This is a genomic window from Acinetobacter sp. 1294243 (assembly GCF_000588015.1).
Classification (GTDB): domain Bacteria; phylum Pseudomonadota; class Gammaproteobacteria; order Pseudomonadales; family Moraxellaceae; genus Acinetobacter; species Acinetobacter pittii.
The window spans coordinates 22,897-36,953 of the sequence record NZ_JFXG01000021.1 but is presented as its reverse complement, the minus strand read 5'-3'; the positions used below and the strand labels follow the sequence as shown (position 1 = coordinate 36,953).

Sequence of the window (14,057 nt, the reverse complement as noted above, 5' to 3'; positions counted from 1 at the left end):
TTAAAAAGCCAATCAATTATGATTGGCTTTTTTTATTTTTATTAGATTTTTTATCGGAATAATATTGTTTATTTTTGAATCGATAGAGCAGTTTGGAGGGTATTGGAAAAGTACATATAGCAGGATCACATGCTACACTTCGGCTAATCTGGAAACCCAGATTGATTAATTAAAATTGCCGTGAAGGCAGTACATAAATAATGTGACTTAAAAAAATCAGGACAAACGATTTATCAATTAAGGAAAAAATATACTTGAACATCTTGTCCTGAGGTATAGACTCAGCAACCCACGATATACGGTTCGTTTTTCTCCCTATAGGTTGCTGATTTAAGTTAAGCAAAATATAAAAAGGACTTCTAATATGACAATGGTTCATCATTCTGATGAGGCAAGCTCCCCTGATCATTTACAACGGAAATTAAATAATCGCCATCTACAAATGATTGCAATTGGCGGTGCAATTGGAACCGGCCTATTTATGGGCTCGGGCAAAACCATCTCCCTCGCAGGTCCTTCAATCCTCGTTATCTACATGATAATTGGTGGCATGTTCTTTTTTCTGATGCGTGCATTGGGTGAACTACTGCTTGCCAACTTACATTACAAATCATTTGTCGATATGGCTTATGATTTGATCGGACCATGGGCTGGCTATTATATAGGCTGGACTTATTGGTTAGGCTGGGTACTGGTCGGTATTGCTGATTTGTCTGCGGTCATTAACTATTTAAGTTTCTGGCTGCCCGAAGGCGCCAGTTTCTCACCCATGCAACAAGCCATGATTAGTTCAGGCTGTGTATTATTCATTTTAGGGCTTAACCTTCTTACTGTTAAGCTATTTGGTGAAGTTGAATTCTGGTTCGCACTCATTAAGATTTTGGCCATTATTGGCCTGATTGGAGTCGGTGGTTACATGCTCCTCACTCATTTTCAAGCTCCGCATGGTGAGGTTGTGAGTGTAAGTAATGTGTGGTCGCATGGCGGCATATTTCCAAAAGGTGTAAGCGGATTTTTGGCAGGTTTCCAGATTGCTGTGTTTGCCTTCATTGGCGTTGAATTGATTGGTACAACTGCTGCTGAAACGAAAGATCCAGAGAAGAATTTACCGAAGGCAATTAACGCGATTCCTGTACGTATTATTCTATTCTATGTGTTGGCACTCTTTGTGGTGATGTCAGTAACACCTTGGGATCACATTCGTGCAGATAAAAGTCCATTTGTTGAGTTGTTCTTAAATGCAGGTATTCCTATTTCTGCAATTATCATGAACTTGGTCGTACTGTCTTCAGTGATGTCTTCAATGAACAGCGGTGTGTTTTCAACGAGCCGTATGCTGTTCGGTTTATCAAAAGATGGACAGGCACCGAGTGCATTGGGGCGTTTATCAAAACGTGCCGTACCTTCAAATGGTTTAATCTTCTCATGTATTTTCATTATGGGTGGGGCAGTGCTTCAGTACTTTGTTCCAAACACGATGGAAGCATTTACTTTGGCAAGTTCACTCTGTGTGATTCTCTTTATTAGTGTATGGCTTCTGATCATGGCATGCTATTTACGTTACCGTAAGTTAAGTCCAGAGTTACATGCTAAATCGACCTTTAAAATGCCGGGTGGGGTGTTGATGGCGTATGTTGTTATTGCATTTTTCCTGTTCACTTTGGTGATTTTGGCACTCGAGCCAGATACATTAAAAGCGGTATACGTGAGTCCACTATGGTTGGTGGTTTTAAGCGTAACTTATTTTGTGTTCTATAAGCCACGCATCAAAAAATTAGACCAAGAACTCGTTTAATGAACTATAAATGATTTCAAAAAAGCCAATCGATCATGATTGGCTTTTTTATTTGTATTCTTTAATCAACCAACAAATGCTGATATTTATCAGCTTGTTTACGCAAATAGTCCCAAACCAATTTAATGCGCGGTTCATGTTGTAAATCAACAAAGGTCAGCATCCAAAACGTGTGCGTAAAGCGAACTTGTTGCTCTAACACCTCTTCAAGTTCCGGTTTATCATCTGCCAAAAACTTGGGCAAAATCGCAAGTCCTGCACCCGCACTTACCGCAATTTGCTGGGCCAAAATACTGCTACTACGGAAGTTGGCATTCAGCTTTAAAGGGAGTCGTTCTAAACAGTACAACTCGGGGCTATACACTAGATCATCAATATAGTTCACAAATCGATGTTGGGTTAAATCTTCTAAGGCTCGAATAGGCGGGTTTTGGGCCAGATAGTTTTTGCTACCATAAATTTTTAAACAATAATCTGATAATCGCGTAATGATGTAAGGGCCAGACGTAGGACGATCAATTGACACCACAATATCTGCCTCACGGTGTGAAAGCTTAATCATTTTTGGCACTGGAATTAAGTCGATGGTGAGTAGTGGGTATTGAATCGAGAACTCAGCCAGTAAGCGAGCTAAAAACGCAGTACCAAAGCCTTCAGGTGTGCCAATTCGCACACGACCTTGCAAAGGTTGATGTGGTTTTTCAATTTGTAAGAAAGCTTGTTCCATTTGCTCAACTCGAGGAACCAGTGCCATTCCTTCGAGTGTCAGCTCATAACCCGTCGCTTCACGCTTAAACAGCGTTGTACCCAAAGCAAGTTCTAGGGCCTGAATCCGTCTAGCCACCGTACTGTGCTCGACACCAATAATACGTGCAGCATTGGTCAAGGTTTTAGTCCGAGCTAAAACCAGAAAAAAATGTAGATGATCCCAATCCACTTTCATTTTTGTTGTCATCCTTGTGCATATTTGCACAACAATCGTGCATGAATTTCCGTTGGTGGTCAAAGTTTTCTTTGCTAGTCTCAATTGAAACTGGAATAAAGAAAATACATAGATAAGTATTTTCTAATAATTGAACACAATAAAAATATGGCCTACGGAGAGGTTATGAACACAATCCAAAAAATCGAATTGGAAACCGCTAAATTACTCATTAACGGAAATTTTATCGAATCTGAAACAGAGGAATGGCAAGACATTATTAACCCTGCGACTCAGGAAGTGATTGGTCGTGTACCATTTGCAACGGTTAAAGAAGTTGACGCTGCTATTCAAGCTGCACAAGATGCTTTTGCTTCTTGGCGTCAGACTCCAATTCAGGCACGTATGCGCATCATGCTCAAGTTACAAGACTTAATCCGTGCCAACATGAAAGAAATTGCGCAAGTACTAACGGCTGAACAAGGTAAAACCTTGGCAGACGCTGAAGGCGATATTCAACGTGGTTTAGAAGTCGTTGAACATGCCTGTTCAGTTGGTACTTTGCAAATGGGTGAATATGTTGAAGGTGTCGCGCGTGGTGTAGACACGTATACCTTGCAACAACCTTTGGGTGTCTGTGCGGGTATCACGCCGTTTAATTTCCCAGCCATGATTCCACTTTGGATGTTCCCAATGGCAATCGTGTGCGGCAATACATTTGTTTTAAAACCATCAGAACAAGACCCGTTATCAACCATGATGCTGGTTGAACTTGCCATTCAAGCAGGTATTCCAGCAGGCGTACTCAACGTTGTGCATGGTGGCAAAGAAGTGGTTGACCGTTTGTGTACCCATAAAGACATTAAAGCGATTTCATTTGTAGGTTCAACTGCGGTTGGAACACATGTTTATAACCTTGCAGGACAACATGGCAAACGCGTTCAGTCGATGATGGGTGCAAAAAACCATGTGGTTGTGATGCCAGATGCCAATAAAGAGCAAACCTTAAATGCTCTAGTGGGAGCAGCGTTTGGTGCAGCAGGGCAACGTTGTATGGCATTGTCTGTTGCAGTCATGGTTGGTGACAGCAAACAGTGGATTCAAGAGTTAGTCGAAAAAGCCAAAACCTTAAAAGTAAATGCAGGCCATGAACCAAATACTGACATTGGCCCAGTCATTTCAAAACGTGCTAAAGCGCGAGTGCTGGACTTAATTAATAGCGGTGTTGAGCAAGGTGCAGAACTTCTGCTTGATGGTCGTGATGTTCAAGTACAAGGCTATGAATCGGGTAACTTTGTCGGCGCGACGATTTTTAGTGGCGTAAATACCGACATGCGTATTTATAAAGAAGAAATCTTTGGCCCTGTACTTTCGATTATTTGTGTAGATACCCTTGAGGAAGCGATTGCGCTTATCAACGCCAATCCATTTGGTAACGGTGTAGGTCTATTTACTCAAAGCGGTGCCATTGCACGTACTTTCCAAAACTTAATTGATATTGGTCAAGTGGGTATCAATATTCCAATTCCTGTGCCAGTGCCTTTCTTTAGTTTTACCGGTTCAAGAGGTTCGAAACTGGGTGATTTGGGGCCATACGGCAAACAAGCTGTGCAGTTCTATACTCAAACCAAAACCATCACCAGTCGCTGGTTTGAAGATAGCCATGAAGTTGGCGGTGTAAATACAACCATTAGTTTACGTTAAGGGGATCACGGATGAATATCGCCTTTATCGGTCTAGGCAATATGGGCGGCAAAATGGCCCATAACCTACTTAAAGCCGGGCTCAAAGTTTATGGTTATGACCTCAGTGAAGTCGCGATTCAGCACTTCGCCGAGGCAGGTGGAGTGGTGTGTAGCAGCCCGCAGGATGCAGCTAAACAAGCAGATGTGGTCATTACCATGTTGCCTGCGGCAAAGCATGTTAAGGAAGTTTACTTAGGTGAGAATGGTGTCTTGGAAGTGCTAAAAGCAGGTAGCTTATGCATTGATAGCAGTACCATTGACCCACAAACCATTAAAGACATTGCTGCTGTTGCGCATGGTAAAAATATTAAAATCTGTGATGCACCCGTCTCTGGTGGAACCATTGGTGCTCAAGCAGGAACCTTAACCTTTATGGTGGGTGCCGATGATCAAACCTTTAATGAAGTAAAACCTGTGCTTAGCCACATGGGCAAAAATATAGTTCATTGTGGTGATGTCGGCGCAGGTCAAATTGCCAAAATCTGCAATAACCTGATTTTGGGTATTTCAATGGCTGCTGTTGCTGAAGGTATGGCGCTGGGTGTGAAGCTAGGTATTGACCCACAAGCATTGGCAGGCGTCATTAATACTTCAAGCGGTCGTTGCTGGAGCTCGGACGTATGTAACCCATGGCCGCATATTAATGAAAATGCCCCAGCATCTCGAGGTTACCAAGACGGCTTTGCAACTCAGCTGATGCTAAAAGATTTGGGTCTTGCAGTAGAAGCGGCAGGCCAAGTCAAACAGCCAGTCGTATTAGGTGGCATGGTGCAACAGCTGTATCAGCAAATGTGCATGCGCGGTAATGCCAATCTCGATTTTTCGAGCATTATTCAGCAATACCTGCCACAAGAGGCATAACGGTAAAGCCAAAGGATGGCTTTAAACACATAAACCCTGTCGTGAATAACAACAAATCCAGACTGAGGGAAAAGATATGATGGATTATCAAAATGCTGCACAGACTTTCGATTTGGAAAGCACTGCAAAACAGATGTTATCAGGTTCACTTGATGCCTTAAATGCTTGTTATGAATGCTGTGATCGACACGCAGATGGCGACAAAATTGCACTGTATTGGCAAGGAAAAGATGGACGAAAAGAGCAATATACCTTCCGTGAATTAAAAGAGTGGTCAAGTCAGTTTGCCAACTTTCTAAAATCACAAGGTGTAAAAGCTGGCGACCGTATTTCAGGTCTATTACCAAGAACACCCGAATTGATCGTGACTATTTTTGCAGCTTGGCGAATTGGTGCTGTCTATCAACCACTATTTACTGCATTTGGCCCAAAAGCGATTGAGCACCGTATTCAGCTTGCACAAAGTAAGCTGGTGGTGACCGATACGGGCAACCGTAGCAAGCTTGATGAAATTGAAAATTGCCCTGCAATTGTGACTGTCGCCGACGCACAAGGTACTCCGCTTAAAGCAGGTGATTTTAATTTTTGGAATGAAGTGAAACAGCAGTCTGATCAATGCGATCTGGTTATGCGTAGCATTCAAGATCCTTTCTTGCTCATGTTTACTTCAGGCACTACAGGTCCTGCTAAACCATTGGAAGTGCCTTTAAAAGCATTGATTGCCTTTGGTCGATATATGCAAGATGCCATTGGTTTAACCGAAGAAGATTCGTTTTGGAATATTGCTGATCCGGGCTGGGCGTATGGTCTCTACTATGCGATTACTGGGCCGTTATTCTTGGGTCACGCTACTTTGTTCTATGAGGGTGGTTTCAGCACAGATAGCCTATGCCAAATTGTGAAAGATTATAAAGTTAATAATTTGGCAGGTGCACCAACGGCTTACCGTATGATGATGGCAGCTGACCCAGCACAAATGGCGCCCTTAAAAGGGCAGTTCCGTGTAGTGAGCAGTGCAGGAGAGCCGTTGAATCCAGAAGTGATTCGCTGGTTTAAACAAGTGCTTGATGCTCCAATTTATGACCATTATGGGCAAACTGAAGTGGGCATGGTGGTGTGTAATCATCATGGCTTAAAGCATGAAATTCATGCCGGTTCAGCAGGTTTCCCAAGTCCGGGCTACCGCGTTGCGATTGTCAATGAACAAGGTGAAGAGCTTCCAGCGGACACCCCAGGAATTTTAGCAGTCGACATTAGCCAGTCTCCAATGATGTGGTTCGGTGGCTATAAAGAAAGTCGTAAATCGCCTTTCGTTGGTCATTACTATTTAACTGGCGACACTGCCGAGCTTCATGCCGATGGCAGCATGAGCTTTGTTGGTCGTAGTGATGATGTAATCACTACATCGGGCTATCGTATTGGGCCTTTCGATGTAGAAAGCGCACTACTCGAACACGATGCTGTAATTGAAGCAGCAGTGATTGGTGTACCTGATCCGGACCGTACCGAAGTGGTTAAGGCCTTCGTAATTTTAGCTGCGGATGCTCAACCTTCCGATACGCTTGCTGAACAACTCAGTCAATTTGTAAAAAAACGACTTTCTGCACATGCTTATCCACGTTTAGTTGAATTTGTGAGTGAATTACCTAAAACTCCAAGTGGCAAAATTCAGCGCTTTTTATTGCGTAATCAAGAAATTGCTAAACAACAAGCTAAAGCAGGGTAAAGGAAATAATAATGCAATTTACCGAAGAACAATTACTCATTCGTGATATGGCGAAAAGTTTCGCCCAAGAACAAATCAAGCCTAATGCCAGTGATTGGGACCGAGATGGAACTTTCCCAAAAGAAACTCTGACTCAAATGGGGCAACTCGGTTTTATGGGTATGCTTGTTTCAGAGCAATGGGGTGGTTCAGACACGGGTAACTTAGCCTATGTACTAGCTCTTGAAGAAGTTGCGGCAGCAGATGGCGCAACCTCAACCATCATGAGTGTACATAACTCGGTTGGTTGTGTGCCTATTTTAAAATTTGGTACCGACGAGCAAAAAGAGCGTTTTTTAAAGCCTTTGGCTCAAGGTGAAATGATCGGCGCTTTTGCCTTAACTGAACCACATACTGGCTCAGATGCGGGAGCTATTAAAACCCGAGCAGTGAAAGATGGTGACGATTACATTTTAAATGGTGCAAAGCAGTTTATTACCTCGGGTAATAATGCCGGCGTCATTATTGTGTTTGCCGTGACCGACCCGAGCGCAGGTAAAAAGGGCATTAGTGCCTTTTTAGTCCCACGCGAAACACCGGGCTATGAAGTGATTCGTGTTGAAGAAAAACTCGGTCTGCATGCTTCAGATACCTGCCAAATTGCGCTGACGGATGTACGCATCCATAAAAGTCTCATGCTGGGTAAAGAAGGTGAAGGTCTGAAAATTGCTCTCGCCAATTTAGAAGGTGGACGTATTGGTATTGCTGCACAAGCAGTCGGTCTAGCACGTGCGGCGCTCGAAGAAGCAACTCGCTATGCCAAAGAGCGTATTACTTTTGGAAAACCAATTTTTGAGCATCAAACTATCGCTTTTCGCCTTGCCAGTATGGCAACTGAAATTGAAGCAGCGAGACAACTGGTTCACTACGCTGCACGTTTAAAAGAAGCAGGTCAACCGTGTCTCAATGAAGCTTCAATGGCCAAGTTATTTGCTTCAGAAATGACTGAACGCGTATGTTCGAGCGCACTACAAGTATTTGGTGGCTATGGCTATCTCAGAGACTTCCCAATTGAGCGCATCTATCGTGATGCCCGTATCTGTCAAATTTACGAAGGCACAAGTGATATCCAACGTTTAGTGATTGCACGTAGTCTATAAAATCAGAACAAGGAATAAATAATGCAGTGGCAAAGTATTTTATTAGAAAAGCGTAATGGGGTTGGACTGATTACATTAAATCGCCCTCAAGCGCTCAATGCTTTAAACAGCGAATTAATTAGTGAAATTAATCAGGCATTAGATCAGCTCGAAAAAGATCGTGAAATTGGCTGCATCGTATTGGCAGGGTCTGAAAAAGCTTTTGCCGCAGGGGCAGACATTAAAGAAATGGCTGATTTAGCATTTCCTGATATTTATTTAGATGACTTTTTTCATCTTGCAGACCGTATTGCACAGCGCCGTAAACCTCTAATTGCAGCGGTGAGTGGCTATGCATTGGGTGGTGGCTGTGAGTTGGCGCTGATGTGTGACTTTATTTATTGTGCTGATAACGCCAAGTTTGGTTTACCCGAAGTCACTTTAGGTGTGATTCCGGGTATTGGTGGCACACAACGTTTAACCCATGCGATTGGTAAAGCCAAAGCAATGGAAATGTGCCTTACCGCCCGTCAAATGGGCGCTGTAGAAGCAGAACAAAGTGGTTTAGTTGCACGTGTGTTTACTAAAGAAGAATTACTTGAACAAACCTTGCAAGCAGCTGAAAAAATTGCGGCGCGATCTTTAACCGCAAATATGATGCTTAAAGAAACTATCAACCGAGCTTTTGAGGTGAACCTCACTGAAGGCTTACGTTTTGAAAGACGCATGTTCCATTCAATATTTGCAACATCTGACCAAAAAGAAGGAATGCAGGCTTTTGTTGAAAAACGAAAGGCAAATTTTAAAAATCAATAAGAGATCAATAAAATGAATACAGAAAATCACTTAATGATTGAGCAACAAGGTAAGTTGGCCATGATTACCTTAGACCGTGTGACTCATCTCAACGCATTGTCGCTAGATATGATTAAAAGTATTGGCACCCAATTGGAACTGTGGCGAAATGATGCTGCTGTTCAGGCAGTGTTAATTAAGTCAAATAGCCCAAAAGCCTTCTGTGCAGGTGGAGATATCCGCTATCTCTATGACAGTTATAAAAATGGCACGGCCGATTACAAAGGCTACTTTAGTGCCGAATATAAAATGCTAAATATACTGCGTGAATATGAAAAGCCAATCATTGTTGTGCTTGATGGCTATGTATTAGGTGGCGGTTTTGGCTTGGCTCAGGCTTGCCACATTGTGGTGAGCAGTGAAAAGTCCAGATTTGCCATGCCTGAAACAGCGATTGGCTTTTTCCCAGATGTTGGTGCAACTCATTTCCTATCTCGTCTTGATGATATTGGTGTTTATATGGCAATTACGGGTGAGCAGATCAGCAGTAGCGATGCGCTTTACCTCGATTTAATTGACTATCATGTGCCAAGCGAGCAGTTACAAGCGTTGCAAGATGCTCTCGTTGAAGCGCCAAGTTTAAGCAAAGAGGGAATTGAACGCATCATTACCCGATTTATTACTCGCCCTGCCGAAAGTGAACTCAAACAATTGGCAGAAGGTATTCGTAAACACTTCGGATATCAGCATTTAGATGAAATCGAGCAAAGTCTTGAAAATGAACAAGATGAAAGCTTAAAGACTTGGGCAAGTAAGATGCTTAGTATTTTGCAACAGCGCTCATTTATTGCCAAACAAACCAGTTTGAAACTGCAACATTTAGGCCGTGGGCTTTCTTTACCACAGTGTATGCAGCTTGAACGTGATTTACAGGATATTTGGTTTGAGCATGGTGACTTTATTGAAGGTGTCCGCGCTCTCATTGTCGATAAAGACAAACAACCACAGTGGCAAGAACGTAATTCGAAATTTGAACCAATTTTAGAAAAATTGAGCTAAACCGAATTATAAAAACATAAAAAGCTTAAGGAGATAAAGCGAGACCTGAAAATGCTTATGGTCAGGGCTGGTCATAAGCATAAAAAAGATAAAACAAGAAAATCTAAAAAGGATATTACGATGCAATCAATACATGGAAACGGTTCAAATACTAAAAAGTCGTCACATCGATTAGCAGGTATCTCTAGCATGGTCGGCACCACCATTGAGTGGTATGACTTTTTTATTTACGGTGCGGCAGCAGCGCTCATTTTTAATAAGCTATTTTTCCCAAATCTAGACGCACTTACCGGCGTGCTTGCCGCATTCGCAACCTATGCCGTTGGATTTATTGGAAGACCATTAGGCGGCTTAGTCTTTGGTCATTTTGGTGACAAGATTGGCCGTAAATCGATGTTGCTACTGACCTTGATGCTCATGGGGATCCCAACCGTACTGATTGGCTTATTACCGACTTATGAATCAATTGGATATTGGGCCGCGATTGGTTTGGTTGTCTTGCGATTCATTCAAGGTATGGCAATGGGCGGTGAATGGGGCGGTGCTGTACTGATGGCCGTTGAACATGCTCCCGAAGGCGGTAAAGGGTTCTGGGGAAGCTTGCCTCAAGCCAGTACAGGTGGTGGCTTAATGCTAGCCTCAATCGCGTTGGGTCTGGTGTCGTTATTACCTGAAGAAGCACTGTTTAGCTGGGGTTGGCGTTTACCATTTCTTGCCAGTATTATTTTACTGGCAGTAGGTTGGTATATTCGAGTAAAAGTGCCAGAGTCACCAGATTTCGAAAAAGTAAAACAACAGTCTGAAGAAGTCAAAGTTCCTGCTTTACAGGTTTTTAAAAACCATCCAAAGCAACTCATCACCATTATTTTGGCTCGCGCAGCTGAGAATGCATGGTTCTATATTGCCTCAACATTTACATTGGCTTATACCACTGCACAACTTGGAATTCCACGCCAAGACATTTTATTTGCCACCATTTGCGGCGCAGCCGTGATTTTAATTATGACGCCGTTATGTGGACATTTGTCAGATAAAGTCGGCCAACGCAATATGTTTATGTTTGGCCTATGCATACTGGCGCTTTACTGCTATCCATTTTTTACCATGCTCAATACAAAAGATCCGGTATTAGTGTGGACAGCAATTGTTTTAGCAATTGGCGTTGTGTTCCCAATTATGTACGCACCACAAGCTCAGCTTTTTGCCCGTCAATTTCCGGCAGAAATTCGATATAGCGGAATCTCGATTTCGGTACAGTTGGCTGGTGTATTAGGTGGTGGTTTGGCACCGATGATTGCTACTAAATTGTTGAGTGTCGGGCAGGGTAATCCATATCTAATTATGCTTTATATTGGAAGTATGGCTGTAGTCGCAATTATATCGACGTCATTTATGCCTTGTGATAAAAGCTTTGTAGTAGATACGCATCATACAAACCCTAAAAATTTAAATCTTAATACGAATGCTTCAGATCATTCTTGAGCTATTTGGAGAATAAAGGCCTAAGTTTTTCTTAGGCCTTTATTGAGGTAAGCTTAAAATTAAGATAATGACGATATATAGCTGTTGTAGAGATGAGATTGGTTTTTGTACGAATATATTGTATCAGGGGTGAAGTGGCTTTTTTCCAATCAAATGCGTTTTGATTTTTTGTCCAAGTAGATGAACCATTAAACCTAGCATCACAACAACAGAACCAAGCCATTGCCAGTTATTTAAATGTTCATCTAAAAAAATATTGGCAAAAATCATACTAATGACAGGAACCCATAACGAAAGTGGGCTAATCTTGGCTGCTGGATAACGTGTCAGCAAATAAATCCATAAACCATATCCAATAATAGTTGCGAAATAAGCTAAGAAAGCAGCAGCTCCCAAACCACGCCATGTTAAGGCGTGCCAGTCTACAACGACACCTTGCCAACCTGTATCTTGGATAGCGAATAATAAAAACCAAAGAGGAGTAAGAATATTTCCCCAAACGACTAACCCGATTGGATTAATGGACCCCATTCGTTTTATAACAATATTTCCACATGCCCAAGAGAATGCTGAACATAAAACGAGTATCAAGCCTAATAAAGGGATATGACTATGCTGTTGACCTAATGCAATCAGTAATAGTCCTAATGATGCGATAACGATTGCTAGCCATTGATTCCAAGATGCTTGCTCCTTAAGAAGAAATACAGCAATCATCACTGTAAAAAAGGCTTGTGATTGAACAACTAAAGCAACTAGCCCAGTAGGCATACCTGTGGCAATAGCACTAAACATAAAGGCAAATTGAGAAAAGTTGCTAATAAACCCATATGCCAAGAGCCATTTCCATCCGACTTGTGGAATACGAATAAAAAGTAGAGCGGGGATTAGAACTAAAATATAGCGTAAACATCCCAACATCATGGGGCTAATTTCACTCACACCAACTTTCATAAAATAAAAGTTAATACCCCAGATGAACACCACTGCAAAAGCAGCGAGTTTATCTTTCAACAACATGTGCTTATTCCTGAAAAGAGATTTACGACCTATCTAAAAGACAGGTCGTGTAAACGAGAGGAGGTTAGATTTTGTTATGCTTCGCAGGAACGAGAGTATCTAACTTGGGATGTTGATTACGTAATTTAAGTAGTTCCACATAGTCACGAATCATAAAAATGCAGAATAAAATCGCAGCACTAGCAATACCGAACCAGAACGCTTTTTGTAAACTTGGAATGAGGGACATTGCGGCAAAGATACAAACCATACCAATAATGGCAACATAACTGAGGTATGGGAAACACCACATACGAACTTTAATTCGTTCAGGGGCAACACGTTCTAGGTGACGACGTAAACGGATTTGAGAAAGGGCAATGATGATATAAACAAATAAAGCTACCGTACCATAGGACTCGACCAAGAAAGGAAAGATACCCTCAGGTGAAAAATACGAAGCTAAAATGGAAATATAACCAAATAGTGTGCTGAATAAGATGGCACGAACAGGGACTCCATTTTTAGACAATTTAGTTAAGGCACGAGGGGCATCACCATTTTTGGTTAAAGCAAACAACATACGGCTTGCAGCATAAACTCCTGAATTTAGACAACTCAGAACCGCAACTAAAATGACAGCATTCATAATATCTGCAACAAAAGGGATATTGAGTACTTTAAGTGCACTTACATAAGGTGTTGCGATATCGGGGCTGCTCCACGGCACAAGGCATACGACTAAAAAGATTGAGCAAACATAAAAGAGCAATACACGAGTGATGACAGATTGAGTTGCCTTAGCAACAGATTGCTCTGGATTTTTTGTTTCTGCTGCAGCAATTGTGACGATTTCAGCACCAAAATAAAAACCAGTAGCCGCAACTGCACCTGATAACACAGGAACCCAACCATTTGGCATAAAGCCACCATGGTTTAATAATTCACCTAGTCCTGAAGCTTGATGGTTTGGCCAGAAACCAAATAAATATAATGAACAAAGGAAAATAAATACCCCAATTGCTGCAACCTTGATAGATGAAAACCAAAATTCAAATTCACCAAAAGATTTGACAGAGAACAAATTGGTTGCGGTTAATAGAACGAGCAGAACCAGACTCACGATCCATTGGGGAATATCAGGTAACCAGTAAGCGAGAAGTTTAGCCCCAACAATTGCCTCAAGGGCAATCACGATCACCCAAAAATACCAATACATCCAGCCTGTCATAAATCCAGCGAGGCGAGATAAAAATGGTGAATCTTGAAAAGCGTAGCGAGCATAAGCATAAAAGGAACCTGTTACCGGTGAAGCAGTGGCTAACTCCCCCAGCATACGCATCACTAAAATGATTAAGGTACCTGTGATGAGAAATGAAAGAATGGCTGCAGGGCCGGCAGATTGAATCACTACTGAGCTACCGACAAATAGCCCCATACCAATGACACCACCAAGTGCCATCATCTGGACATGGCGTGGCTTCAAGCTACTTTTTAAATCTTGGTTTGAATCTGAATCATACATGGCTAACTCCCCTCATAATTTTTATAACCG

Annotated in this window: 11 protein-coding genes; 8 read left to right on the top strand and 3 right to left on the bottom strand. The window is 42.1% G+C overall.

Annotation, left to right across the window (positions count from 1 at the left end; genetic code table 11):
- The first annotated feature begins 364 nt into the window (after positions 1–364).
- On the top strand, positions 365–1,795 hold the full coding sequence (locus tag J655_RS21525; protein ID WP_005804787.1) for an amino acid permease: 1,431 nt from the start codon (positions 365–367) through the stop codon (positions 1,793–1,795).
- A gap of 61 nt (positions 1,796–1,856) precedes the next feature.
- On the opposite strand, the gene J655_RS21520 is transcribed toward J655_RS21525, so the two are convergent.
- Positions 1,857–2,738 (bottom strand): LysR family transcriptional regulator, encoded by an 882-nt coding sequence (locus tag J655_RS21520; RefSeq protein WP_005071920.1) that lies wholly within the window; start codon positions 2,736–2,738, stop codon positions 1,857–1,859.
- Between the two features lie 165 nt (positions 2,739–2,903).
- Between J655_RS21520 and J655_RS21515 the strand changes: the two genes are divergently transcribed.
- The 7 genes from J655_RS21515 (at position 2,904) to J655_RS21485 (ending at position 11,503) form a co-directional block, all read left to right on the top strand.
- Positions 2,904–4,421 carry a CoA-acylating methylmalonate-semialdehyde dehydrogenase gene (locus J655_RS21515; protein ID WP_005804786.1) on the top strand — a complete coding sequence of 506 codons (1,518 nt, stop codon included), beginning with the start codon at positions 2,904–2,906 and terminating at the stop codon, positions 4,419–4,421.
- An 11-nt stretch (positions 4,422–4,432) separates the two neighbouring features.
- Entirely contained in the window at positions 4,433–5,323 is an 891-nt protein-coding gene (mmsB, locus tag J655_RS21510; protein ID WP_005804785.1) for a 3-hydroxyisobutyrate dehydrogenase, read from the top strand.
- Positions 5,324–5,399: 76 nt separating this feature from the next.
- Positions 5,400–7,049 (top strand): AMP-binding protein, encoded by a 1,650-nt coding sequence (locus J655_RS21505; protein WP_005804784.1) that lies wholly within the window; start codon positions 5,400–5,402, stop codon positions 7,047–7,049.
- 11 nt (positions 7,050–7,060) lie between these two features.
- On the top strand, positions 7,061–8,188 hold the full coding sequence (locus J655_RS21500; RefSeq protein WP_005804783.1) for an acyl-CoA dehydrogenase family protein: 1,128 nt from the start codon (positions 7,061–7,063) through the stop codon (positions 8,186–8,188).
- 21 nt (positions 8,189–8,209) lie between these two features.
- Positions 8,210–8,983 (top strand): enoyl-CoA hydratase, encoded by a 774-nt coding sequence (locus J655_RS21495; protein WP_005804782.1) that lies wholly within the window; start codon positions 8,210–8,212, stop codon positions 8,981–8,983.
- A 12-nt stretch (positions 8,984–8,995) separates the two neighbouring features.
- Positions 8,996–10,021 carry an enoyl-CoA hydratase/isomerase family protein gene (locus J655_RS21490; RefSeq protein WP_005804781.1) on the top strand — a complete coding sequence of 342 codons (1,026 nt, stop codon included), beginning with the start codon at positions 8,996–8,998 and terminating at the stop codon, positions 10,019–10,021.
- A gap of 120 nt (positions 10,022–10,141) precedes the next feature.
- Positions 10,142–11,503 carry an MFS transporter gene (locus J655_RS21485; RefSeq protein WP_005804780.1) on the top strand — a complete coding sequence of 454 codons (1,362 nt, stop codon included), beginning with the start codon at positions 10,142–10,144 and terminating at the stop codon, positions 11,501–11,503.
- Positions 11,504–11,626: 123 nt separating this feature from the next.
- Here J655_RS21485 and J655_RS21480 read toward each other — a convergent pair whose 3' ends face one another.
- Both J655_RS21480 and J655_RS21475 read right to left on the bottom strand, forming a co-directional pair.
- Complete coding sequence (locus J655_RS21480; protein WP_005071928.1) at positions 11,627–12,523, bottom strand: EamA family transporter; 897 nt, start codon at positions 12,521–12,523, stop codon at positions 11,627–11,629.
- 64 nt (positions 12,524–12,587) lie between these two features.
- Positions 12,588–14,027, bottom strand: coding sequence for an amino acid permease (locus tag J655_RS21475; RefSeq protein WP_005071933.1), 1,440 nt, complete (start codon positions 14,025–14,027; stop codon positions 12,588–12,590).
- Positions 14,028–14,057 lie beyond the last annotated feature (30 nt).

Excerpts from the sequence above, each read along its gene's own strand:
- J655_RS21515 (WP_005804786.1), top strand. The coding sequence starts at position 2,904 with ATGAACACAATCCAAAAAATCGAATTGGAAACCGCTAAATTACTCATT.
- J655_RS21525 (WP_005804787.1), top strand. The coding sequence starts at position 365 with ATGACAATGGTTCATCATTCTGATGAGGCAAGCTCCCCTGATCATTTA.
- mmsB (WP_005804785.1), top strand. The coding sequence starts at position 4,433 with ATGAATATCGCCTTTATCGGTCTAGGCAATATGGGCGGCAAAATGGCC.
- J655_RS21475 (WP_005071933.1), bottom strand. The coding sequence starts at position 14,027 with ATGTATGATTCAGATTCAAACCAAGATTTAAAAAGTAGCTTGAAGCCA.
- J655_RS21520 (WP_005071920.1), bottom strand. The coding sequence starts at position 2,738 with ATGAAAGTGGATTGGGATCATCTACATTTTTTTCTGGTTTTAGCTCGG.
- J655_RS21505 (WP_005804784.1), top strand. The coding sequence starts at position 5,400 with ATGATGGATTATCAAAATGCTGCACAGACTTTCGATTTGGAAAGCACT.
- J655_RS21500 (WP_005804783.1), top strand. The coding sequence starts at position 7,061 with ATGCAATTTACCGAAGAACAATTACTCATTCGTGATATGGCGAAAAGT.
- J655_RS21490 (WP_005804781.1), top strand. The coding sequence starts at position 8,996 with ATGAATACAGAAAATCACTTAATGATTGAGCAACAAGGTAAGTTGGCC.
- J655_RS21485 (WP_005804780.1), top strand. The coding sequence starts at position 10,142 with ATGCAATCAATACATGGAAACGGTTCAAATACTAAAAAGTCGTCACAT.
- J655_RS21480 (WP_005071928.1), bottom strand. The coding sequence starts at position 12,523 with ATGTTGTTGAAAGATAAACTCGCTGCTTTTGCAGTGGTGTTCATCTGG.
- J655_RS21495 (WP_005804782.1), top strand. The coding sequence starts at position 8,210 with ATGCAGTGGCAAAGTATTTTATTAGAAAAGCGTAATGGGGTTGGACTG.